The organism is Melghiribacillus thermohalophilus (assembly GCF_004342905.1).
Taxonomy (GTDB): Bacteria; Bacillota; Bacilli; order Bacillales; family Alkalibacillaceae; genus Melghiribacillus; species Melghiribacillus thermohalophilus.
Map to the genome: position 1 here is coordinate 474,794 of NZ_SMAN01000001.1, position 23,927 is coordinate 498,720.

Annotated in this window: 20 protein-coding genes and 1 other annotated feature; of the genes, 4 read left to right on the plus strand and 16 right to left on the minus strand. The window is 42.7% G+C overall.

Annotation, left to right across the window (positions count from 1 at the left end; all coding sequences use genetic code 11):
- Window positions 1-30: 30 nt before the first annotated feature.
- The 5 genes from EDD68_RS02450 to EDD68_RS02470 form a co-directional block, all read right to left on the minus strand.
- Complete coding sequence (locus EDD68_RS02450; RefSeq protein WP_243646724.1) at window positions 31-612, minus strand: Maf family protein; 582 nt, start codon at window positions 610-612, stop codon at window positions 31-33.
- Between the two features lie 261 nt (window positions 613-873).
- Complete coding sequence (locus tag EDD68_RS02455) at window positions 874-1,782, minus strand: SPOR domain-containing protein (protein ID WP_132370622.1); 909 nt, start codon at window positions 1,780-1,782, stop codon at window positions 874-876.
- A gap of 490 nt (window positions 1,783-2,272) precedes the next feature.
- Entirely contained in the window at window positions 2,273-3,985 is a 1,713-nt protein-coding gene (locus tag EDD68_RS02460; RefSeq protein ID WP_132370623.1) for a sensor domain-containing diguanylate cyclase, read from the minus strand.
- Window positions 3,986-4,084: 99 nt separating this feature from the next.
- Window positions 4,085-5,386, minus strand: coding sequence for a bifunctional folylpolyglutamate synthase/dihydrofolate synthase (locus EDD68_RS02465; RefSeq protein ID WP_132370624.1), 1,302 nt, complete (start codon window positions 5,384-5,386; stop codon window positions 4,085-4,087).
- Between the two features lie 118 nt (window positions 5,387-5,504).
- Window positions 5,505-8,150 (minus strand): valine--tRNA ligase, encoded by a 2,646-nt coding sequence (locus tag EDD68_RS02470; protein WP_132370625.1) that lies wholly within the window; start codon window positions 8,148-8,150, stop codon window positions 5,505-5,507.
- 137 nt (window positions 8,151-8,287) lie between these two features.
- Window positions 8,288-8,520 (minus strand) — a binding site (T-box leader).
- Between the two features lie 118 nt (window positions 8,521-8,638).
- Between EDD68_RS02470 and EDD68_RS02475 the strand changes: the two genes are divergently transcribed.
- Window positions 8,639-8,827: a hypothetical protein gene (locus tag EDD68_RS02475; RefSeq protein WP_132370626.1), complete on the plus strand. Its 189-nt coding sequence runs from the start codon at window positions 8,639-8,641 to the stop codon at window positions 8,825-8,827.
- Here EDD68_RS02475 and EDD68_RS02480 read toward each other — a convergent pair.
- The 8 genes from EDD68_RS02480 to hemA form a co-directional block, all read right to left on the minus strand.
- On the minus strand, window positions 8,824-9,822 hold the full coding sequence (locus EDD68_RS02480) for a phosphotransferase (RefSeq protein WP_132370627.1): 999 nt from the start codon (window positions 9,820-9,822) through the stop codon (window positions 8,824-8,826). The genes EDD68_RS02475 and EDD68_RS02480 overlap by 4 nt on opposite strands.
- A gap of 25 nt (window positions 9,823-9,847) precedes the next feature.
- Window positions 9,848-10,969 carry a stage VI sporulation protein D gene (gene spoVID / locus EDD68_RS02485; RefSeq protein ID WP_165902035.1) on the minus strand — a complete coding sequence of 374 codons (1,122 nt, stop codon included), beginning with the start codon at window positions 10,967-10,969 and terminating at the stop codon, window positions 9,848-9,850.
- 291 nt (window positions 10,970-11,260) lie between these two features.
- Complete coding sequence (hemL, locus tag EDD68_RS02490; RefSeq protein ID WP_132370629.1) at window positions 11,261-12,550, minus strand: glutamate-1-semialdehyde 2,1-aminomutase; 1,290 nt, start codon at window positions 12,548-12,550, stop codon at window positions 11,261-11,263.
- Window positions 12,551-12,569: 19 nt separating this feature from the next.
- Window positions 12,570-13,547, minus strand: a complete 978-nt coding sequence (gene hemB, locus EDD68_RS02495; protein WP_132370630.1) for a porphobilinogen synthase — start codon at window positions 13,545-13,547, stop codon at window positions 12,570-12,572.
- Between the two features lie 5 nt (window positions 13,548-13,552).
- A complete protein-coding gene (locus EDD68_RS02500; protein ID WP_132370631.1) occupies window positions 13,553-14,329 on the minus strand; it encodes a uroporphyrinogen-III synthase in 777 nt (258 codons plus the stop codon).
- A complete protein-coding gene (gene hemC, locus EDD68_RS02505; protein ID WP_132370632.1) occupies window positions 14,326-15,258 on the minus strand; it encodes a hydroxymethylbilane synthase in 933 nt (310 codons plus the stop codon). The genes EDD68_RS02500 and hemC overlap by 4 nt, the downstream gene beginning before the upstream one ends.
- 15 nt (window positions 15,259-15,273) lie before the next feature.
- Complete coding sequence (locus EDD68_RS02510; protein WP_132370633.1) at window positions 15,274-16,098, minus strand: cytochrome C assembly family protein; 825 nt, start codon at window positions 16,096-16,098, stop codon at window positions 15,274-15,276.
- 17 nt (window positions 16,099-16,115) lie between these two features.
- Window positions 16,116-17,492 (minus strand): glutamyl-tRNA reductase, encoded by a 1,377-nt coding sequence (hemA, locus tag EDD68_RS02515; RefSeq protein WP_132370634.1) that lies wholly within the window; start codon window positions 17,490-17,492, stop codon window positions 16,116-16,118.
- Between the two features lie 266 nt (window positions 17,493-17,758).
- On the opposite strand from hemA, the gene EDD68_RS02520 reads away from it, so the two are divergent.
- The 3 genes from EDD68_RS02520 (at window position 17,759) to EDD68_RS02530 (ending at window position 20,901) form a co-directional block, all read left to right on the plus strand.
- A complete protein-coding gene (locus EDD68_RS02520; RefSeq protein WP_132370635.1) occupies window positions 17,759-18,241 on the plus strand; it encodes a LiaI-LiaF-like domain-containing protein in 483 nt (160 codons plus the stop codon).
- A 169-nt stretch (window positions 18,242-18,410) separates the two neighbouring features.
- Window positions 18,411-18,779 (plus strand): ArsR/SmtB family transcription factor, encoded by a 369-nt coding sequence (locus EDD68_RS02525; RefSeq protein WP_132370636.1) that lies wholly within the window; start codon window positions 18,411-18,413, stop codon window positions 18,777-18,779.
- On the plus strand, window positions 18,772-20,901 hold the full coding sequence (locus tag EDD68_RS02530) for a heavy metal translocating P-type ATPase (protein ID WP_132370637.1): 2,130 nt from the start codon (window positions 18,772-18,774) through the stop codon (window positions 20,899-20,901). Before EDD68_RS02525 ends, EDD68_RS02530 begins: the two co-directional genes overlap by 8 nt.
- A gap of 348 nt (window positions 20,902-21,249) precedes the next feature.
- Here EDD68_RS02530 and EDD68_RS02535 read toward each other — a convergent pair whose 3' ends face one another.
- The 3 genes from EDD68_RS02535 to EDD68_RS02545 form a co-directional block, all read right to left on the minus strand.
- On the minus strand, window positions 21,250-21,987 hold the full coding sequence (locus tag EDD68_RS02535) for an amino acid ABC transporter ATP-binding protein (RefSeq protein ID WP_132370638.1): 738 nt from the start codon (window positions 21,985-21,987) through the stop codon (window positions 21,250-21,252).
- 29 nt (window positions 21,988-22,016) lie between these two features.
- Entirely contained in the window at window positions 22,017-22,676 is a 660-nt protein-coding gene (locus EDD68_RS02540; protein WP_132370639.1) for an amino acid ABC transporter permease, read from the minus strand.
- A gap of 149 nt (window positions 22,677-22,825) precedes the next feature.
- Window positions 22,826-23,602, minus strand: a complete 777-nt coding sequence (locus EDD68_RS02545; protein ID WP_132370640.1) for a transporter substrate-binding domain-containing protein — start codon at window positions 23,600-23,602, stop codon at window positions 22,826-22,828.
- Window positions 23,603-23,927: the final 325 nt, after the last annotated feature.

A 23,927-nucleotide genomic window follows, 5' to 3' on the forward strand; every position in this document is an offset into this window, starting at 1 on the left:
TGACTGCTCACATATGTCCACTCCTTTCACTTATGCACCAGAAGAAAATGGAAAAATGGAGTATCTCTCCAGCTCCTTCACCACTCTTGCAACTGGAAGACCGACTACATTGTAATAATCACCAAAAATTCCTTTGACAAACACTGCTCCTCCCGATTGAATCCCATAGGCACCTGCTTTGTCCATTGGATCCTTTGTCCATACATACCGATTGATTTCCTGGTCGTTTAAATCCCTGAATTCCACTGTTGTCTTTTCAACAAATACCCGTTCTTCTTTTTTGGTTCTCAGCATGACCCCGGTGTATACTTCATGCTGTCTTCCACTTAATTTTTTCAGCATTTGTATGGCATCCTGTTGATCTTGCGGCTTTTCTAGAATCTGATTTTGGTAAGCTACCACCGTGTCTGCTGAAAGTATCACTTCCCAGTCATCGCGGAGCTTCGTATTTAATCCTTTATACCTGGCCAGACCTTTTACCAGAGATTCGGGTGAATCGAATCTCACCTGTGATTCATCCACTTCTGGAACACGAATTTCATAGGGAATGCCTACCTGACTCAGGAGCATGCTGCGGCGGGGGGATGAGGATGCGAGAATTAATTTGTGCACAAAAATCACCTCCATGATGTCTTATATCATATAATGTTCGTGATCTGTTAGCAAAAAAGTAAAAATGGATTTTCCAGCTTGTTGAACACTTCGTTGTCTCATTTTAATCAATAAAAATAGCTTATTTACACCAGATTTAAACCAGCAAATTAAAAAGATGAAAAAACAAGTGGCTTTCCCTGTCTAAACCCGTCGATAAACTGGACTGCACAAAATTGTTAAAACAAAAAAATCCGTCTATTTAGACGGAAGTGCAACCGGTTAGTTAAGATAATCAGAATATGCCATCCAGAATGCAAAAAGCTTCTGCGTGTGGTCTATGTCTTGATTTTCAAATGACGATCGAACGGATTCGTAAAAGGTCTGTCCGCGTTTGGAGAGTTGTTCGGGTTTACGATTGAGCCACTGTACAAATTCGGATATTGAATCGGATTCATTCATATGGGACAATTGATCTTCAAATAAGCTAATCCCCTGATTCATCCAGGATGTTTCCTGTTCGGTTGTTTCTACCGACGCCCCCACCACTTTCCACTCCTTCACATAGGTTTCAAAGCCCTTAGACTGAATCGTCTGAGCCGTTTCCTCAGCGTCCTGTTTAGTATTCGACAGGGATACAAATGTATAATATGTCCCGTCTTTCGGCCAAATAGATACTGAAAATCCCTGATCCGCCAGGCTGGATTTCATCGTTTCTGCCTGTTCCTTTGTAGAAAAGATTCCTGTCTGAACGACATAGGCTGCCATTTCAGGAAAGGTGGACTCGGTCATTGCAGATCCCTGCTGGTTCTGTTGGGCATGATCTGCCTTTTCCTCCCCTGTCTGATCGAGAACCTGTGTTGAAGGATCGCCGGCAGATCCCGTTGCCTCTGAATGTCCGATTTCAGCTATCATCTTCAACATAATTAACCCAAATAGAATGCCTACCACCGTGGCAGAAATGGATGCAATCATAAATGGTTTGAAGTGACTGTAGCGCCTTTTTAATGGCTTCCTTTCATAGGTCCGTTCATAAATATTTATTTCATGGGTTTCCGGTTCATCTTCATTGTAATGGATGGCTGCTTCCTCAACGGAAGCCGCTACTTCTGATTTTGCTTTTATCCTGTCCTTTTCATTCACTTTTCTTTTCCCGTTTATTGTAATAGATACTGGCCTTTGACTGCTCATGTTCTAACCCGCCTTTTCTGCTTTTACACGAATGTATCATAACCGGTTCAAAAAAGGCGACGAGCTTTGTCAGCTTGTCCATTAAATTTTTCGAAAAATAACGGCAAAAGGTCATCTAAACCGTAAAATATATTTATTTTCAGCCATTCATTTTCATTTTTTCTGTGAGCTATGTCAACATCCCATGAACCTTTACACCTTTACTTTCTGCAAAACTGAAAAAATGACTAAAAAAAACGGAAAACGGAATGAAAAAGGAACATTAGTTAACCTTTACATAAATGAGTTCGGATGGTTGTCCCTTTGTCAAATGTTTCCTCATCCCGAGAGCACAGCATAAGACTCTTTCGCCAGCACATCTTTTTGCTGACTGCTGGAAATTCGACTCGTGCTCTTTTTGCAGAAATCCTGGTATTTGGACTGCGTTAATATTCCAGGTAATTTGTTCTTCTTTCCCGCCGTTAAATCCATTATGGTCCCCAGCCTGTTTTTACTCTATGGCACTTTTGTAAGCAGCAACTCGATTTCTTCCCTTTTGTTTGGCCCCCATATACATTGCCCGGTCTGCATGTCGAATCAATTCATTGGGGTCTTCACAATCTGCCGGATAGGAGGCAACCCCGATGCTTGCTGTTACATTTACTTCAATTGAGTCCTGCCCATTCTGAATATGCTGGACAAGGGTAAAAGGTTTACTTGCAAGTTCAATCCGCACCCTTTCTGCCAGACGGGTTGCATGGTCCTTATCCGTCCCCGGCAGCAGAATGACAAATTCTTCTCCACCATAACGGGCAACGATTCCCTGCTTGCCAATAAATTGTTTTAGCCTGTCAGCCAGCTGGCATAACACTTCATTTCCGCTTTCATGACCATACGTATCATTAATCTGTTTAAAATGATCAAGGTCCAGCAAAATCAGAGAAACGGTCTCCTGAATTCCTTTTGCTTCCATGTCTTCGAACAGCTGCTGCAAATAATTTTGAATGAAGCGGTAGTTATACAGTTTCGTGAGATGGCATGTTTCCGTCTTCGTTTTTGTCGTCTGATAATGACGGGCATTTTCAATTGCGACTGCCAGATAATTGGACACGATTTTAATCAACATGAGATGATATTTCTCAAAAGCTCTCCTTTTGTTGGATGCGAGCGTCATCACCCCTACAATATCTTCATTCCGATGAACAGGTACGGATAACACACTTTCTGCAGATTCGGGAATAGTCGGATCTTCGATGTGGCTCCATTTCTTTTTCCGGTCAAAAAAAATCTCTTCACCTTTCTCATAAACGATCCCGCTTATTCCCTCGCCTTTTTTCAGGGTATATTCGGGAGGTTTCTGCTGGCCATGTTGATCGGCAAACCGGATGAGCTTCATCGTCTCATTTGTGTTTAAAATATCCCAGATATACGTATACTCCACACTCAATAGATCTTTGACTTCATTGACAAGGATATCCAGCACTTCTTTTACATCGAGCTTTCCTGTTAATTTTTGGCCAATGTCACTGGTTTTTCTCATATATTTATTAATTCTTCTGCTTGTGTAGTAACTTTTCAGAATGAATGATACGGCTATAAACGGAGTCCCGACATAATAAATGGCTCCGATGCCCATTTCGACGTAGAGGAGATACAGGACAAAACCGACAGGAAGAACGATTAGTGTCGTTAGCAGTTCCCATAAAAGCCCGACGTTAAAAAACTTAAATTTTTGCTGTGTCACAAAGTTGCGGAACAGGTACAGCAAAACCTGGTTGGATGCAAAAATTCCAAATATATACCCCATCGTTGGAATGATTTCAACTGAATCCCCGTGGGTGCCGCCAAAAAGATAATAGATCATTGCACCAAATATAGAAGTTAGTAAGAACATCAGGAGATTGATAGGGATCCGGTGCAGCTCATTTTTCCCGATCCGAAGTCGCAGGATGAGAAATAAGGCTGCCATCTGCGTCAAAATAATTTCAATAAAAAGCCCATAATACAGGAAGACAGTCAGACTGATCCCCTGAATAAAAAAGATGGGCGTGTCATCAACAACGATCGGAAAATAAGCTACGATTAACATTAATACAGAAAATGACACGATATCGATCCAGTTGTCTCCAAATGAAGGGGTAAACAAATGATACAAATAAAACAGGGACACGGGCCAAATGACAACCCAGACCAGCCAGATTACGATTTTTCTTTCTTTTGTCATTCAAAGCATCTCCCAAATTACCTATTTGCCCGATAAAGATGATGATATTCATAGGAAAATTATCCGAATTTTTTCAAATTATGAAAATTTTATTTTAGTTTAGCATAATCTTTTTATCCTATCAAAGTAATTTCTCACTTCTGAAATAAAATAAAGAGAACCGGTAATCACAATGACATCCTTGTCTGATGCAGTCTGAACACATTTTTCTATGGCTTCCTTCCAGGATTGATGCCAGCTTTTATGACTGGCTCTGGACTTTTTGTATAGTTCTTTCGGACTAATGGCTCTCGGAAAGTCAAAGGTAGTAAATCTGAACTGATCAACATGATTTTCCAGAAGAGAAAGCATCCCTGTAACCGGTTTATCATGTAAAACTGTAAAAATTAATTGTCGACGATGATCCGGATAATAACGGTTAAGGGTATCTACTAATGTTTTAATTCCCTCTTCGTTGTGTGCACCATCGAGAATGATAACTGGATTGTCCTGAATGATTTCAAAACGTCCAGGCCATGTGGTGTGAAGCAAAGCTTTTTTTACGAGTAAAGGGTCGAATTCTAGCTTTTCCATTTCTGTCAAAAGCAGAAAGGTTTGCAGGGCAAGAGACGCATTCACAGTCTGGTGAGTTCCCTTCATGTTTAACGTGATATCATCAAGCTGAACAGCGGATGATTGAAAGGTAAAGTGTTCTTTTCCCTCATCAAGCTGATGGTTACTGCTGAAAAAATCCTTTCCGTATTCGTAAACCGGTGCATGCATTTTTCTGGCCTGGCTGCATACAACTTTTCGTGCATCTCGCTGGTTTACGGCAGTCACAAGGGGAATACGGTTTTTGATTATTCCTGCCTTTTCAAAAGCGATCTCTTCATATGTATCTCCTAAAATGTTCATGTGGTCCTTTCCTACGTTTGTAATCACCGTGATCAACGGACGGACAATATTTGTAGAATCCAGTCTTCCCCCGAGACCCGTTTCAAAAATGACATAATCCACTTCCTGCTGAGCAAAATAGTCAAAGGCAATGGCGGTAATAACTTCAAATTCGGTTGCTGCACCAAGTGGCGTCTGTTCAAGCTTTTCATATAACGGTTTTATCTTTTTTACATGATGAACCAGGTCTTCATCCGAAATGGGTATTCCATTCAGACTGATTCGTTCATGAAACTTCATGATATAGGGAGAGGTGAACGTACCTACCCTAAAACCGTGATATTGAAGTAAATTTCTTATATAAGATAGGGTTGACCCTTTCCCATTGGTGCCTGCAATGTGAATGGCCCTAAGCTTATTTTCCGGATGATCCAGTTGTTCCATGAACCACTCCATCCGCTTTAAACCGGGTTTAATCCCAAATGGGAGCCGGCCGTGAATCCATCCAATAGCCTCATTGACGTCCATGGTCTTCCCTCATTTCTGTTCACTCTCTTTTTGCTATATTCCCATATGAAACCCTTGCTATCCAATGATAGCAAGGGTTTGTGAAAAGGAAAACCTCTTCGTTCCAACCATCTCTCTATCAAGACCTTAATTCATTCAGTCGTGATTCAACTTTTGACCGTTTCTCAAGATACTCTTTTTCCTTTTCCCGTTCTTTTTCTACGACATGTTCCGGTGCTTTGTTCACAAAATGTTCGTTTGCCAGTTTTTTCTGCACCCGCTCAACTTCTGCATTCCATTTATCCCATTCTTTTTCGAGACGCTTGATCTCTTCTTCAAGATCAATTAAGCCTTCCAGTGGAAGGTAAATTGCTGCTCCGGTTACAACAGCACTCATGGCTTTATCCGGAATATTCAGGTCCGTGCCAATCTGAAGTTCTCCCGGGTTACAGAAACGCTCCAGATAATGGCGGTTGTCTTCCAGTTCGGACTTAACGGCATCATCATTAACCTTAATAAGCATTTGGATTTCTTTAGACATTGGCGTATCCACTTCTGCCCGGATGTTGCGTACCGAACGGATAATGTCCACAAGCCGTTTCATTTGTTGTGATGCCTTTTCATTGGTCAGCTCTGGACGAACTTCAGGCCAGGATTGAACCGTAATGGATTCCCCTTCATGGGGTAGATGCTGCCAGATTTCTTCTGTGATGAATGGCATAAATGGATGCAGCATGCGCATCATTTGATCCAAAACATATACCAGAATCGACCTGGTGGTCTGTTTAGCTTCTTCATCTTCACCATATAAAGGAAGTTTCGCCATTTCAATATACCAGTCACAGTAATCATCCCAGATAAAGTTATACAGATGGCGTCCGGCTTCCCCGAATTCATACTTTTCAATGTTTTTAGTAACTTGCTCAATGGTTTCATTCAACCGGGTGAGAATCCATTCATCTGCAACAGACTTATTCCCTGTTACCTTCATATCTTCAAGCTTAAAGTCACCCAGGTTCATCAGGACAAATCGGGATGCATTCCAGATCTTATTGGCAAAATTCCAGGTAGCCTCAACCTTTTCCCACTGGAAACGCAGATCCTGACCAGGTGATGAACCGGTCGAAAGGAAGTAGCGCAGTGAGTCCGCTCCATATTGATCAATGACATCCATCGGGTCTACACCGTTGCCCAGGGATTTACTCATTTTCCGGCCCTGAGCGTCCCGTACCAGACCGTGAATCAATACATCCTTAAACGGACGCCTTTCTGTAAATTCAACAGACTGAAAAATCATGCGGGATACCCAGAAGAAAATGATGTCATACCCGGTAACCAGCACATCTGTTGGGAAATACCGTTTATAATCCTTGCTATTTTCATCTGGCCAGCCCATGGTAGAGAACGGCCACAGCGCAGAAGAGAACCAGGTATCGAGAACATCTGGATCCTGCTCCCAGTTTTCCTCATCCTCTGGTGCTTCCCGTCCTACATATACTTCTCCGGTTTCTTTATGGTACCAGGCCGGAATTCGGTGGCCCCACCAGAGCTGGCGGGATATACACCAGTCACGGATGTTTTCCATCCAGTGTAAATAAGTCTTTTCAAAGCGTTCCGGCACAAAGTTTACTTTATCTTCTTTCTTTTGAAGGTTAATGGCTGCCTCTGCCAGAGGTTTCATTTTAACAAACCACTGGGTAGATAAATACGGTTCTACAACAGCACCGCTCCGCTCTGAATGCCCAACGGAGTGTACATGTTCCTCCATTTTAAACAGAATCCCTTCTTCCTGCAGATCCTTTACCAGCTGTTTCCGGCACTCAAAGCGGTCCATTCCCTGGTATTTGCCGGCATTTTCATTCATCGTGCCATCTTCATTCATGACAAGAATCCGTTCTAAATTGTGCCGGTTGCCGATTTCAAAGTCATTCGGGTCGTGAGCCGGGGTAATCTTCACGGCACCGGAACCGAATTCCATGTCTACATATTCATCGGCAATAATTTCAATTTCCCGTCCGGTAATCGGCAAGATCACTTTTTTGCCGATGAGATGTTTGTAGCGCTCATCATCTGGATGTACGGCTACTGCTGTATCCCCGAGCATGGTCTCGGGACGGGTAGTGGCAATTTCAATATGGCCGCTCCCATCCTTCAGCGGGTATTTCATATGGTAAAAATGACCCTTGACTTCTTTGTAAATAACCTCAATATCCGAAAGGGCGGTTTTCGTTTCGGGATCCCAGTTAATAATATACTCCCCGCGGTAGATCAGTCCCTTTTCGTAAAGGGAAACAAATACTTCACGTACCGCTTTTGAAAGTCCTTCATCCAGGGTGAACCGTTCCCGGGAATAATCAAGGCCCAGTCCAAGCTTTTCCCACTGTTTCCGGATAAACGATGCATACTCCTCTTTCCATTCCCAGACCTTTTCCAAAAACTTTTTCCGGCCTAAATCATAACGGGTTTTTCCTTCTTCCCGAAGTTTTGCTTCAACCTTTGCCTGTGTCGCAATGCCGGCATGATCCATTCCCGGAAGCCACAGAACATCATAGCCCCTCATCCGTTTATAGCGGGTAATAATGTCCTGGAGGGTCGTATCCCAGGCATGGCCGAGGTGCAGTTTTCCGGTAACGTTTGGTGGCGGTATAACCACCGTGAAAGGTTCCTTCGACTCATCATCTTTCGCTTCAAAAAATTTCCCCTTCACCCAGAAGTCATACATCCCCTTTTCAACCTTTACAGGGTCGTATTTTGGCGGCAGGGTTACATCTTTTTGCTGTTCCATAGCTAAAGGCCTCCTTTTTGACTCATATGTTTATTCATCCTCATTTGCCAGGCTCACATTCTTCAGATAACGGGCTGAAAAGCGGTGGAATAACACCAGTCCGTCGAATTTAAACAAATAAAAAACCTTTCCATCCAAAAAAGGACGAAAAGGGTTATTTCGCGGTACCACCTTTATTCACAGACCGTCTTACGAGATCTGTGCACTCTCCATGATAACGGTTATTCACCGGCTTCTTCTACTCTGTTTTCAAAGAAGCAGCTTCTCCGGGGCGACCTTCCAGGAATCCATCACCTGGGAAACCTCTCAGCCAGTGAGTTTCCCTCTCTGAAGGGCTTTTTCCTGTACTCCTCCCCATCACAGCTTTTCGTAATTTCCTTGTATTAGTTATTTTAGCCACTTTTCTAAAAAAAAGTCAATGGTTGCACAACATTTTTTGTTCAGGAATATACATATAATGCCCTTAACTTGCAGAAGGAGGTCCCTTCATGAGCAAATTTTATCGCTACAAGCTGCCGCCATGGCTGAGACAGATCATCATTGTCATTGAGAAATGCACTTTGCCTTTAATGGTCTTTCAACTGATTCGAACCCTGCTTTTTCCGACTTCCCTTGATGTCTTCTTGTCAGGGATACTGGTAGGCCTATTTTTTGCTTTTTATTTAGACTGGATTTAATCGTCGGTTCTCTGGTTTTGCAGAATGTGATCCATTTTTTGTTCAAGCGTCATCAGGTTTGAAAAATAAAAACGGAAACGTTCGAAACGCTGGACCCAGTTCACCTCAGAATAACGATCCCTCTGATTAAAATATTGGTTCACATATTTGAAGAAAAAGTCCGTATGCATCAAATGAAGAACAGCCCAGGATATTTCGCTCTTTTTAAAGGATAGCTGATGAATGTAATCCTCTAATCCCGTTTCTAGATGATCGAAAGGAGGCCGGGGACTTGCCAGTGAATGTCGGAGAAGATTGGCGAGATCTTCTCCCGGGTGCCCCATATGTGCGGATTCCCAGTTAATGAAAACTGGCCCCTGCATGCTGCTTAGAATATGCGATGGGCTCAAGGCTCCATGGCACAATACCGTGCGCATTTTTTGTTCTCTGGACAGACAATGATACCAGCGGCTGTACCAGCGGTTCGCTTTTTTACATACATCATAAAACAACGGATAAAGATTGCACAGTTGATATCCGCTCGGCGACATATAATGCTGGTTTTCCACTTGTCCTATTTTTTTCTCAAACCAGCCAAAACTTTCATCCACCTGTGACCGCCGTGTCTCGATCCATTTCCTATAGAAATGGGGGTCAATCGGGAATACTTGTGACGTCTTTTTATGGATGGCAGCAAGTTCAGAAAACGATTCAGGGTATATTGAAGGTACAGAATTTGCTGGCGGTTCAATCCATGGCATGACATAATACCAGTCACCGTTGATTTGAACCGCCAGTTCCTGTTCCCTGGTTAGATACAGAGGGATTATGGAATGTAATTTCTTTATCCGCGCAAGGCGGTAAGCCATCTGAAAGCGCGGGTATATATCGTGACGGGAAGTTTTTTTTACTGCTACATGTCTGTCTCCTGTATATACTTTTGTTACACGGGGGGTTATCGGTTCTTTCTGATAGCCGAACATTCCATATCTGGCCAGGATTAGATTGGTCGTCATGTTTCATTCATCTCCAGGTCTCGCGTTATGTTGTCTGTGTCTTCACTGGAATGTATAGAAGCTGTCCGGGCGTAAGATTTTCATCCTCCAGCCGGTTGATAGCCTGAATCTGGGAAGGGGAGACATGATATAACTCAGCCAGAGATTCCAGCGTATCATTTTGCTGAACGATACGTAGCTTGATTTTGGTATATGATTCTTCTTCTTGACGGAACATCGTCGTTAAATATCCTGCATCTTCCCGTTCCACATAGGATTCTGTCATTCCACTCTCTTCCAGATCGGCATCTGAACTTTCAAATGTTGTTGAACTTTCTTCGGCTTCAATGGATTCTTCAGGTGATTCAGAGTCACTCGACTCCTTTTCATGTCCAAAAAATTCCCCAAATGATTGTGTTTTCTTTTTGAACCAGAAATCTCTTCCCTTCTGATACTCATCTGAACTAACATCATCAACTTCCTCATGTTCATCCTGTATCTCTTCAACGGATTTTTCGTGTTCCATTTCGGATCTTATTTCTTCGATGTTCTCCTCATCATTTCTCTCCTCTGATGTGTCATCAAATTTGCTCGACGACTCTTCATGTAAATCTAAGGATTCTTCAACTGTATGCTGTTCTAAATGAAAATCAAAGGAAAAAGATTCATCTTCAGATTCCCATTCAATTGGAGCATCCCCCTGATCTTCTTTTTCTTCCCGCAGCTCATGATCAATTCCATCGATGATCACTTCAGCTGTAAGGCGAAGTTCCTGATCACTTTTCAGCTCATAATCAAAAAAATCAATTTGAACAGCTACCTCATCGAGGGATTGAACCCGTTCTCTGGGAATAGTAATCTCAACGGGAATATCATAATGAAACTCATTTACTCCATCTTCAAAGCTTCGGATATCCTGAATATAACGGCCGACATAACGATCCTGAATAGATAAATCCTGTTCAGGTTCTTCATCTGTGCTACCAGCAGGTATATATTCACCAGTCAGCTCCAGAACACCGCGAACAGACACAAAATCATCTTTGTCATAAATGGAAATATCCGGTTCTAAGGCAATGCCAAGCAATTCTGACACTTCCTGTCCCCTTTGAAACCATAATGTTTCGTTCAGATCAAAACGAAAATGTTGATTCCCATCTTGACTCAACAATCTTCCTCCTCTCAAGAACAAAATGCAAAAAACTTACCTTATCAATAAACATATATGTGGAAAACAGTTAAAATATGACGTGAAGAAAATGAAAGGGCAACTGCAACAGCCCGGGGGGAACCAATAATCTCCATACAGAGCCCTGTTTAGCCCCGATGGACGCTGGATATTGAGAGGAGTTTTGAAAGTTTTGCAGAAGCTATCAACTTCAGCCGATACATTGATACCTTTTAAAAAGATAAACACCCGGTCCTGGAATGGTTTTTCATCATTCGGACCGGGTTTCCCTTATCTTTTCATTTTTCTGAATGTATTCCTGGCTGCCTCGATTGTTTTTTCAAGATCTTCATCGCTATGGGCAGTAGAAAGGAACAGTCCTTCAAACTGTGATGGAGGCAGGAAAACCCCCTCATCAATCATCGACCGATAGTAAGATGCAAACAGGTCCAGGTCAGATGATTTTGCGGTTTCATAATTGATGACATCCTGATCGGTAAAAAACAAGCCAACCATAGATCCCGCACGGTTAATAGTATGTGGTATACCGTATTCAGTTGCAGCATCATCAAGGCCCTCGACTAAGCGGTCAACTTTTCGGTTGATGTCTTCGTAAGCGTCTTCCGTCATCGCTTTTAAGGTTTCATAGCCAGCTGTCATCGCTAGAGGATTTCCGGAGAGGGTACCTGCCTGATAAATCGGACCGGTTGGGGCAATCGTTTCCATGATTTCTCTCTTTCCACCATAAGCTCCAACAGGCAATCCTCCTCCAATGACTTTCCCAAGACAGGTTAAATCCGGTGTTACTCCGAAATAACCCTGGGCACACTGATAGCCTACGCGGAATCCGGTCATCACTTCATCAAAAATTAACAACGTCCCGTTTTGTTCCGTGAGTTCTCTCAGCTTCTGCAAGAAGTTCTGCCGGGGCGGTACCACTCCCATATTGCCCGCAACCGGTTCCACAATAACGCCAGCTAGATCATCCCCATATTTTTCAAAAACATACTGCACACTTTCTAAATCATTATAGGGGACGGTTATCGTATTTTGGGCAACTGATTCAGGGACGCCGGGACTGTCTGGAAGACCTAAAGTTGCTACCCCGGATCCAGCCTTAATCAGAAGCGAATCCCCGTGGCCATGATAGCACCCCTCAAATTTCAGAATTTTATCCCTGTTGGTATATCCTCTGGCCAGGCGAAGGGCACTCATGGTTGCTTCAGTTCCGGAGTTTACCATCCGCACCATTTCAATGGAAGGTACTCTGTCTATCACAAGCTTTGCGAGTTTATTTTCAATCTCCGTAGGTGCACCAAAGCTTGTCCCTCCTTCCACCACTTCTTTTAGCGCTTTCACGACCCGTTCATCGGCATGACCTAAAATAAGCGGGCCCCAGCTCAACACATAGTCAATATATTCATTGCCGTCAACATCATAAATCTTTGACCCTTTTCCCCGTTCCATAAAAACCGGGTTCATGCCAACGGACTTAAAAGCCCGTACCGGCGAGTTCACACCACCGGGCATGAGATTGACTGCTTCCTGGTAATGCTGAACCGAACGCTCATGATTTGCCATGTCACTCATCCTTTCCGTTTTATTGATCAAGCCATCTGGCCACATCTTTAGCAAAGTACGTAATGATTAAATCTGCACCTGCCCGTTTCATCGCAGTTAATTTTTCAAGGACAATTTCTTTCTCATCAACCCAGCCGTTCTGGACTGCTGCCTTGACCAGGGAATATTCTCCGCTTACGTTATAAGCAACAAGAGGAACAGGATGTTCTTCTCTGATTTCCCGGATAATATCAAGATAGGATAGAGCAGGTTTAATAATTAAAAAGTCAGCCCCCTCTTCGATGTCCGATTTCGCTTCCCTTTTCGCCTCAAGGCGATTGGCTGGATCCATCTGGTAAGTTCTACGGTCTCCGAATTGCGGTGTAGAATGGGCAGCATCCCGAAAAGGACCATAAAACGATGATGCATATTTCACTGCATAGGACATGATTGGAGTATTTTCAAACCCTGCCTGATCCAGCCCTTTTCGAATCGCAGCCACAAACCCATCCATCATGTTGGAAGGGGCAATAATATCCGCACCCGCTCTGGCCTGACTTACTGCTGTTTCTGCCAGTAATTCCAGGGATTCATCATTTACCACTTCTCCATCCTTCACAATGCCGCAGTGGCCGTGGGATGTATACTGACAGAGACACGTATCCGCAATAACCGTCAAAGAGGGCACATCTTCCTTGATTTGACGGATTGCTTTTTGCACAATTCCATGTTCACAATAAGCCTGGGAGCCTTTTTCATCTTTTTCGTCTGGAACACCAAAAACCATTACGGAGCGAATTCCGAGTGATTTCACTTCCTTCATTTCTTCTGTTAAATAATCAAGAGAAATATGATAAACTCCTGGCATGGAAGGAACTTCTTCTTTCACTCCCTCTCCTTCCACGACAAAAATGGGATAAATCAAATCTTCTTTTAACAGATGGGTTTCCCTTACAAGGGACCGGAGACTTTCTGTCATGCGCAGCCGGCGATGACGGTCAAATGTTAAATGGTTCATAAGAATCACCCTTCTTTTCGAAAATATTGGACTAAAGAATGAATCATGCCTGCAGCTGTATATTCACCAGGTACCAATATGCGGACAAATCCCCTTTCGATTGCCCTGTCTCTCGTTGTAGGACCTATGCAAAGGCATAAAGTATGTAAATGTTGTTCAGTAACCCCATCCTCCCCGAGCTCAAAAAAGGCATCAATCGAAGACGGACTGGTAAAAGTCAGTACATCAAGATTGCTTTTCAGCTGCCTCTGTAATTCATCTTTTGATTCAAGGTTGGCAATGGTCTGATAAACCGTAATCGGTGTGTACTTGACCTGTTGTTTTTTAAAATATTCTGGTAAGGTAGGGCGGGACAGGTTGCCCCTAACAAACAAAATATGATCGGGATGGAATTTTTCCAGAAACTCCTTTCCAAAGGTATCCGCATGATAGGAACCTGGTTCAAAATCGATCTTAAGCCCAAAAGATTTAACTGCTTCAGAAGTTTTGGCCCCGATCGAAGCTATACGAAGATGGAGCAAGGATTCGTGTGGAATTCCATACAAGTTTAAATGTTCAAAGAAGTATTTGACCCCGTTGACACTGGTAAACACAATCCAGTCAAATTGCTTGATTGATTTTAAAATATGTTCATGTTCAGAATGGGTCACCCGGTCAAAGGTCAAAAGGGGAACCTCTACTGGAATCCCCCCGTACGCTTTAATCTTTTCAGCCATAGCAGATGACTGTTTCTTCCCCCTTGTAACCAGAATCCTCTTATTTTCAAGAGGAAACGCTGTCATGACTGATCTAGCTCCTTTTTCACCTGGTCGATTAACTCTTTGGCTCCCTGTCTGGACAGGCGTTCAAAAGCTTCCCGCCCTGCCTGAACAGGATCACTGTTTGTTACAGTTTCAGTCAAAACGTGTTTGCCATCCGGTGAAGCAACAAGTGCCTTTAGTACGATGTCGTCCCCTTCCTGATAGGCGAAGCCGGCTATCGGAACCTGGCAGCCTCCTTCCATCAGGTTCAGGAAGGTTCTCTCTGCTGTTACCGTTCGTTCTGTACGGTCATCGTTGATGGATTGAAGAAGTTCCCTCAACTCTTTGTCGCTCTCTCTGCACTCGATGGCCAGTGCTCCCTGACCTACAGCTGGAACACAGATATCCGGCTCCAGATATTCGGTGACGACATCATCCGACCAGCCCATTCGTTTCAATCCTGCCGCGGCAAGAATAATCGCATCAAAATTTTCCTCATCTAATTTTCTAAGCCTGGTGTCAATGTTGCCCCTGATCGATTGAATGTTCAGGTCTGGACGCACAGCTAAAATCTGAGCCCCTCTCCGCAGGCTGCTTGTTCCGACAACAGCCCCTTCAGGTAGCTGCATCAGCGTGCTTCCGTCCTTTGAAATAAACGCATCCCGATGATCCTCCCGTTCAGGAACGCAAGCAATCAAAAGTCCGTCGGGGAGTGCGGCAGGCATATCTTTCATGCTGTGTACGGCCATATCGATTTCGTGGTCAAACATCGCCTGTTCAATTTCTTTAACAAACAACCCTTTTCCGCCTACTTTTGAAAGGGTTACATCCAGAATTTTATCCCCTTTTGTGACAATTTCCTTAATTTCAAACGAAAAAGGACTCTTCTTTTTTTCCAGCTGATCAATGACCCATTTCGTCTGAGTGAGGGCGAGCCTGCTTCTGCGCGAGCCCACAACTATTTTTCGCATATGTTTTCCTCCTGACTAAAAGTGAAAGTTCGATAATGTGCTGAACAAGAAGTAATTTACCAGCAAAAACAGAAATGCGTTCACATTTAGAATGGCAATTTGTTTTCCCTTAAACCCTTTTACCACCCTGAAGACCAGATATCCGATATATACCCCCAGAACGATGAATGAACCGATCGTTTTGACATCGTACCAGTAAAACGCCTCACCTGAAATGTACGCCCATAGAACTCCCAGAATAATGGCGATCATTAATATAGGAACCCCGATTAACACGGATAGAAAAGAAAAATAATCGAGCTGATCCAGATTCCCGAGCCGTTTTAACTGGGTGTTCCATTTTTTCTTTTTCAACAGCCAGTACTGCAGCAAATACATTAAGGCAAAAATAAACGACAGGGTAAAAATGCCATAAGACAAAAGGGCCAGGGCGATATGAATAATTAAAATATCACCAACCAGTTCATTCGACTGAACGTGTTCTACCATCTGGGCTTTCGTGGATATATGTAGTGACATTATGAAAAAACCAAGTACATTGGTGAAAAACACAAAAAAGTCAACCCGGAACAGCCGGTTAATCATCAAGGAAAAGGTGATCAAAATCCAGGCATAAAAATAAAGACCATCATAGATGGTTAAAAAGAAATATTGTTCGCTACTTAACATTTTACCGAATAAAAAAATGGTTTGTAAAATCCAAACCATAGAGAGGAACCAGAAGGCCATGCGATTGGCCCTCCGGTTTTGCTGAACAAAGTCAATGAAATATCCGATTAAACTGATCGCATACACAAAAATGATGAGTTCATAAATCCATTTATAATCAAGACTAAACATACGGTTATCCTTTCTCCTTACGAATGGATAGAGGATTTTTCCAGGGACGGAAAGGACAACTTTCCTTGATCTTTGTTTTCTTCCGTAAAAGGATATTTATCCTTCTGTTTCTCGATTTGCTGCTGAACGTCCTCCTCTATGCCAAAAATCTTCGCAAACAGTTCAAGGGCTTCCTCTGCACCCGGTTTCCCTGCCATTTCTTTTGCCTGAAGAATGGGTTCTTTCAGCATCTGATTGATGATGCTCTTTGTATGCTTGTTCAATACTTTTTTCTCCCGGGCTGTTAAATCAGGCATTTTCCGTTCGATGGATTTCATGGTTTCTGCCTGAATTGACAGCGCCTTTTGTCTTAATGCAGAAATCACAGGTACAACGCCAAGAGTACGAAGCCACTCCCTAAATTCACTGATTTCTGCGGCAATCATTTGTTCAATCTGTTCAGCAGCCTGTTTCCGGGCTTCTAAGTTTTTATCTACGATCCCTTGCAGATCATCTATATCATAAAGGAATACACTGTCCAGTTCATGAACAACTGGATCTACATTTCTTGGCACAGAAATATCTACGATAAACAGGGGTTTTCCTTTTCTGGATTTTAGTGCAGGGGCCAGTGACTCTTTTGTCAAAATGTAGTTCTCTGCACCTGTTGAGCTGATGACAATATCAGCTGCACCCATTATGGTATTCATGTCCTGGATCGTTATTGCCTCACCGTCAAATTTGGCTGCTAACTCTTCGGCCTTTCTCAGCGTGCGGTTCAACACCGTAATTTTCCCGACTCCAGATCCATGAAGGTTCTGCAGAGCCAGCTCTCCCATTTTTCCTGCTCCTAATATGGCAACATGTTTGTTTTCCAGATCACCGAATATCTTTTTGGCAAGTTCAACAGCTGCATAACTCACAGAAACCGCATTTTCACCAATCTCTGTTTCCTTATGGGCACGCTTGGCCATGGTGATCGCCTGTTTAAACAATTCATTAAAAATGGTCCCGGTCGCATGATGATTCTGTGCAGTCATAAATGCCTGCTTCACCTGGCCGAGTATCTGAGTTTCTCCAAGAACCATAGAATCAAGGCCAGTCGTTACACGAAATAAATGACAGACCGCCTCATCTTCTTCCTTTAACGTAAGATAAGGAGTGATGTCTTCCAGATCCATGGAAAACCAGTCCGAAATGAATTTTTTCACATAATAGCGTCCCGTATGAAGTTGATCAACGACTGCATATATTTCCGTCCGGTTGCAAGTGGAAATAATCACATTCTCAAGGACGCTTTTTTGCTGGTTTAGCGACATCATTGCTTCATGCAAATGTTCCTCAGAAAATGTGAGCCTCTCTCGTATCTCCACAGGGGCAGTCCGATAATTCACTCCTACTGCGATGATATTCATTAAGTCTCACCCCTTTTGTTACACTTTCCCCTCAAAAACCATTATACCATGTAAAATGTGAACAATTTTTTAAAAAAATGAACATATTTTGAATGGTTATGTTAACATGATGATGTACTTTTATCCGATTCCATTTTTCTAGCCTATAGTACCTTATCATAATTCCTGTTATTCAGGCAAGAAAATCGTTTTTTCTCTCTTTCCAATGTTTTGTATGCTGAATGCCCCCTGTATTTTTTTCATTACAGAAATGGAGGTCCTCAAACTTGGGAAACAAAAATACCTTCTTAAGTATTTTGCTCATCGGACTTGGTTTTTATTTCTTATTAAAGCAGATTTATATTCCGGTTCTGTCCAATTTTTATTCGTGGCCGACGATTTTAATGATTATCGGGATCGCCTTCCTCGTCAATGCCTATGCCGGGGGCGTCAAACAAAATGTTTTCCCGGGGGCTGTTCTCCTTGGGTTCGGCATACACTTTCACGGAGTCCAGCATTATGCCTTCTGGATGGATCACTGGGGGGTATATTTATTTATCCTTGGTATTGCTTTTCTGTTAAAGTATCAGATGACGCGAAAAGGGCTCTGGGTTGGACTGATTCTCGTCGTTCTTTCGATTTTTGCCCTTTTTTCTTCCGTTAAGCCCCAATGGTTTATATGGATGGAACGATCCTTTCATTTTATTGAACATTTCTGGCCAGCGGTTTTAATCATTATCGGATTTTACTTATTGTTCAAACGTTCATAAACGGTTATTAGCCCATCAAACTTACCACTGCAAAAGAATTGGGAACCCCCAATTCTTTTTTTTGCGTGTATATATTCAAATATAAGTTTGAATAGTAAAGCATATATTGCTACAATATATTCAAATATACATTTGAATATCTTTAAACGAACGATTGGGGGTAGAGGAAATGGGGAGAAAAGACACCTGTGATATTTACTGTTATAACGAATCAATTGTAAACGAGGTCAGAGAGAAATTAAAAAAAGATGATATCGCCCGAATTACTTCATTATTCAAACTACTTGCAGATGAAAATCGAGCAAAGATTTCCTATGCTTTAACCCTTGAAAAAGAACTGTGTGTTTGTGATATCGCGAACATTATCGGCTCTTCTGTTGCAACAGCTTCCCATCATCTGCGGACCCTTCACAGGCAGGGAGTGGTCTCATACAGAAAAGAAGGAAAATTAGCCTTTTATTCACTGGTGGATGAACATGTACGAGTATTGCTCCAGACTGCTCTGGAGCACAGGAAAGATGTGAGATCAAATGTCTGAGCAGCAAATGAACATAAAAAACCAAAAAGCCAGAACCTATCGGGTCCAGGGATTCACCTGAGCAGGCTGCGCGAAAACGTTCGAAGAAAACGTGAAACGCCTGGATGGCGTTTTAGATGCGAAAGTGAATTTTGGAGCTTCCAAAATCACTGTTCAAGGTCATGTTTCAATTGAAGAACTTGAAAAAGCTGGATCATTTGAGAACCTAAAGTTACGGGATGATCAAACGAAGCCGATCGAACAAGGACCATTCTGGAAACAGAAGGAAAATATCAACGTATATATTTCAGCTTTCATACTGGCCATAAGCTGGTTGTTAAAGCAGCAGATGGGAGAAGAAAGCCTCATTCCTGTCATCGGCTATGCTGCTTCCATGATTATGGGAGGTTATACACTGTTTAGAAAGGGCTTGAAAAATCTTTTCCGGTTGAAATTTGATATGAGCACTCTAATGACCATAGCAATCATCGGAGCAGCATTGATTGGCGAATGGGGAGAAGGGGCTACGGTTGTTATATTATTTGCCATCAGTGAAGCACTTGAACGATATTCCATGAATAAAGCCCGTAGGTCCATCGAGTCATTAATGGAGATTGCACCAAAGGAAGCTTTCATTCGGAGAGGCGACAAAGAAACAACTGTACCCGTTGAAGACATAAAAATCGGGGATATCATGATCGTCAAACCCGGACAAAAACTGGCAATGGACGGCATCGTGCTAAGCGGAACATCCACGATTAACCAGTCTGCCATAACAGGGGAAAGTGTTCCGGTAACCAGAACGGAAGGCGATGAAGTATTTGCAGGCACACTAAACGGTGAAGGGCTTCTGGAGGTAAAGGTAACAAAACACGTGGAAGATACCACTTTAGCAAAAATTATCCATCTGGTGGAAGAAGCTCAGGCAGAAAAAGCTCCTTCCCAGGCTTTTGTTGACCGGTTTGCAAAATATTACACCCCTGCCATCATCGTTTTTGCTTGGTTCATTGTAATCATACCACCCCTGTTTTTTGGGGCCGACTGGAACAAATGGATTTATGAAGGGCTCGCCGTATTAGTCGTAGGTTGTCCATGTGCCCTGGTTGTTTCCACCCCTGTTGCTGTTGTAACAGCCATTGGCAATGCTGCCAGAAACGGTGTGCTGATTAAAGGGGGTGTCCATCTCGAAGAAGCAGGAGCCTTAAAAGCCATCGCCTTCGATAAAACTGGCACCCTGACAAAAGGGATTCCAGCAGTGACAAACATCTTGGCCTTTGGTAAAAATGAGCAGGAAATCCTAAAAGTTGCTGCAGCTATTGAAAAAGGCTCACAACATCCATTAGCCAGCGCCATCGTTCAAAAAGCTGCAGATGATCATCTTGATGATCATCAATTAAAAGCAACAGATTTCCGTTCGATCACAGGCAAAGGTGTAAAAGCTCAGGTGGACGGTCTGGTCTATTATATCGGAAATCTGGATCTGTTCGAGGATTTATCTGTTAACATCTGCAGCCATATCAGAAAACGAATAGCTGCTTTGCAGGCTGAGGGCAAGACAGTGATGATTGTGGGTACCGAACATCAGATTTATGGACTGATCGCAGTGACAGATGAATTGAGAAATACTGCATCTCAGGCCATCGAGGAACTCAACAACCTTGAAATTGAAACGGTCATGCTTACGGGTGACAGTAAGCGGACGGCCAGTGCCGTTGGAAAGCTGGCTGGTGTGGAAAAGATACACGCTGATCTTCTTCCTGAAAACAAATTGACATTAATCAAAAAACTTAGGGAAAAACATAAACACGTTGCTATGGTAGGTGACGGGGTGAATGATGCCCCGGCACTGGCTGCTTCTAATGTAGGCGTAGCTATGGGCGGAGCCGGTACGGATACTGCCCTGGAAACAGCTGACATCGCTTTGATGTCTGATGAACTGGAGAAGCTTCCATTCACCATTAAACTAAGCAGAAAAGCGCTTGCAATCATAAAACAAAATATAACATTTTCACTCGTGATTAAAGCTCTGGCACTATTATTGGTCATTCCCGGATGGCTTACATTGTGGATCGCCATCTTTGCAGACATGGGAGCAACATTACTTGTCACATTAAATAGTTTACGGTTGCTGAATGTAAGGTAATAAAATGTGGAAGAATCCAGTAAAAGTCGTTCATTTCCCGGGTATAAAAATGTAAATGATGCTTTAAAATGAACTGCTGGCTTTTTGGTGTATATCCGTTTAGCCTTTTCAAGTTAAACCTTGAGTGTTTTTAAGCTTAAAGACCACCGTATGCCCCTCGAAAACTGCTGAAGGACACCCGAGGAGACGGCCGCTACAGTGGGGGCGAAGCAGCTCAGGGCCGGGCACTCAAGTGAGCCATTACCAGGAGCTTCCACTTCTACTGATACGGATCATTTTGTTAATCTCAACAGAAAAGGGCTGTCTCATAAGATGATCATGACTTTATGGGACAGCCTCTTTATTTCTTTAAAGAATTGTGCTCAAAAATTCTTTCGTCCGCTCTTCTTTCGGGTGGTCAAATAATTCAATCGGCTTACCAGTTTCTACAATGTACCCGTCATGCATATACACAACCCAGTCAGCCACTTCACGAGCAAATCCCATTTCGTGGGTCACTACGACCATGGTCATCCCTTCGTTGGCTAATTCCTTCATGGTGGCAAGTACTTCTCCTACCAGTTCGGGATCTAGAGCGGATGTCGGTTCATCAAACAGCATAATGTCCGGTTCCATGGCGAGGGATCTGGCGATTGCTACACGCTGTTTCTGACCGCCGGAAAGCCTAGAAGGGTATTCATCAGCTTTATCTTCAAGACCAACTTTTTCAAGCAACACTTTCGCCTGCTCCTCAGCTTCATTACGGGTCACTTTCTTGACCTGAACCGGTGCTTCGATGACATTTTCCAGCACGGTCTTATGGGGAAATAAATTAAAATGCTGAAAAACCATCCCGACGTTCTGGCGGACATCGTTTAAATTGTGGGTAGCAGGATCAATTTCTTCACCTTGTATCATAATCTTCCCGTTATCTTTGATTTCTAGAAAATTAATACATCTTAACAGGGTGCTTTTCCCTGATCCGCTTGCTCCGATCAACACGACCACATCGCTTTCTTTTACCGTCATATCAATGTCCTTTAATACATGTAAATCTCCGAAAGATTTATTCAATTTCTCGATGCGGATCATTTCTCTTGTGCTCAATGTTATTTTCCTCCTCTTTAAGAACCGAATTAATCACTGACCGCTAAACGTTTTTCCATGTAACTGACAAGCATCGTCAGCAAAAACACAAGAATGAGATAATAAATGGCACAGATGATGAGCCATGTCATGGAATCAAAAGAGTCAGACCCCTGGGTTGTAGCCAGGTTAAATATTTCATATACACCGATGAAAGCGGCCAGCGAAGAATCTTTTAACCCGATAATAAACTGATTGCCAAGGGGCGGCAACGCACGACGGAATGCCTGGGGAAGAATGATGCGGCGCATCGTTAATGTGCGGGACATTCCGAGGGAACGGCCGGCTTCCATTTGCCCTTTATCAATCGACTGGATAGCTCCCCGAAAAATTTCTGCAATATAGGCTCCGTTGTGAAAGGCAAGTCCAAGGGTTGCTGCCCAAAAATCCGATATATTTAATTCGGTTAGCCCAAAATAAAAAATAAATATTTGAACGATTAACGGTGTTCCCCGGACAATAAAAATATAAAAATTAGCTATGGCTTCCAATCCTTTTATCCGGGATATTTTTAAAAGGGCGAAAAAAAGTCCGATTACCATAGCAATCATGATTGAGATTACTGTTAATTTTAATGTCAGCCATGTAGCATGAAGAAATTGATCGTAACTGCTGATCAATACTTCAAATAAGTGTGGTAGAGAAGGCACGCTTTCCACTCCTTTATTTTTTTACATACGGTGATTGCCAGATTGAAGTCAGGGAAACCCTTGCTATTTTCATAACAAGGGTTTCCTCTGATTCTTCTCAATTGTTCAAAAACGCTGTGTGATGAACCATCGTTCCCTTTCATTTGCAGTTATTCAGGTTTGGTTGTAATATCAGCGTCAAAGTATTTTTCACTTAATTCTTTCAACGTTCCATTTTCTCTCAATATTTCAAGAGCTTCATTCACTTGCTCCAGCAGTTCTGGATTGTCTTTCGCAACAGCCACCGCCTGTTCACTGCGATCAAGCATGGTTTTCCCTACAATTTCCAGGCCGTTACTGATTCCTTCTTTCCCGGTAAGGAAGTCGGTAATGACGGCATCCAGCTTTCCTTCGCTTAATACCTGCAATGCGACAACGTCACTATCATACACTTTGATATCATCAGTAACCTCTTCAGCATAATCCATATATGTTGAGCCTTTGGAAACGCCAACCGTTTTCCCTTCCAAATCTTCTAATGTTTCAAGGTTACTTCCCGGCTGGGTAAAAATTTGAGCTCCGGAGTAATAGTATGGAGTGGAGAAATCCACGTGTTCCTGTCGGTCTGGAGTAATGGTGTGGCTGGCAACAGCGGCATCAAAGCGGCCTGATTTAACTCCTTCAACAATTGCATTAAACTTATGTTTCTTTTGTACAGGTTCTAAACCGATTTCTTTTGCAATCGCTTCTCCCACTTCAATATCAAAACCCGTCATGGTTCCATCTTCTAATGTCCAGCTAAAGGGCTTGAATTCCCCAGAAGCGGCAAAGGTAAACTTCCCTTCTTCTACAAGTTTCATTCCGCTTTCTGTTTCTGTTTGACTCCCGCATGCCGCAAGGGCTGTCAGGAGAAACAGTCCAAGTAGTACCATTAGCGTTTTCTTCATTCGTCTAAATCCTCTCCTTTAAGTCTTAAATATTCAAAATAGGAACGACACGCATTTTAGTTTAACAGTTGAATAAAAGATTCACAATTTTCTATATAAAAGATATATGCTTGTATCATTGTTCATATTCATACCTGGGGAAGTTATCATGCTCATTCTTAGAAATCCACCGTTATGCTGTCAGATACTGGTGGATCATCCTATTTTAAAAAGTCCCTCTAACTGGAGTCTGAACTATACCCCAGTTAGTGGACAAATAACAAAAAGTCCCTAGCTGGGGTTTTTTGTTTATTAACCTGTTATAATGAATGAAATATTAATGGAA

Coding starts and splice junctions, on each gene's coding strand:
- EDD68_RS02500 (WP_132370631.1), bottom strand. CDS start 14,329: ATGACAGCGTTTCCTCTTGAAAATAAGAGGATTCTGGTTACAAGGGGG.
- EDD68_RS02475 (WP_132370626.1), top strand. CDS start 8,639: ATGAGCAAATTTTATCGCTACAAGCTGCCGCCATGGCTGAGACAGATC.
- hemC (WP_132370632.1), bottom strand. CDS start 15,258: ATGCGAAAAATAGTTGTGGGCTCGCGCAGAAGCAGGCTCGCCCTCACT.
- hemL (WP_132370629.1), bottom strand. CDS start 12,550: ATGGCAAATCATGAGCGTTCGGTTCAGCATTACCAGGAAGCAGTCAAT.
- EDD68_RS02460 (WP_132370623.1), bottom strand. CDS start 3,985: ATGACAAAAGAAAGAAAAATCGTAATCTGGCTGGTCTGGGTTGTCATT.
- EDD68_RS02525 (WP_132370636.1), top strand. CDS start 18,411: ATGGGGAGAAAAGACACCTGTGATATTTACTGTTATAACGAATCAATT.
- hemA (WP_132370634.1), bottom strand. CDS start 17,492: ATGAATATCATCGCAGTAGGAGTGAATTATCGGACTGCCCCTGTGGAG.
- hemB (WP_132370630.1), bottom strand. CDS start 13,547: ATGAACCATTTAACATTTGACCGTCATCGCCGGCTGCGCATGACAGAA.
- EDD68_RS02470 (WP_132370625.1), bottom strand. CDS start 8,150: ATGGAACAGCAAAAAGATGTAACCCTGCCGCCAAAATACGACCCTGTA.
- EDD68_RS02455 (WP_132370622.1), bottom strand. CDS start 1,782: ATGAGCAGTCAAAGGCCAGTATCTATTACAATAAACGGGAAAAGAAAA.
- EDD68_RS02465 (WP_132370624.1), bottom strand. CDS start 5,386: ATGGACGTCAATGAGGCTATTGGATGGATTCACGGCCGGCTCCCATTT.
- EDD68_RS02545 (WP_132370640.1), bottom strand. CDS start 23,602: ATGAAGAAAACGCTAATGGTACTACTTGGACTGTTTCTCCTGACAGCC.
- EDD68_RS02510 (WP_132370633.1), bottom strand. CDS start 16,098: ATGTTTAGTCTTGATTATAAATGGATTTATGAACTCATCATTTTTGTG.
- EDD68_RS02480 (WP_132370627.1), bottom strand. CDS start 9,822: ATGACGACCAATCTAATCCTGGCCAGATATGGAATGTTCGGCTATCAG.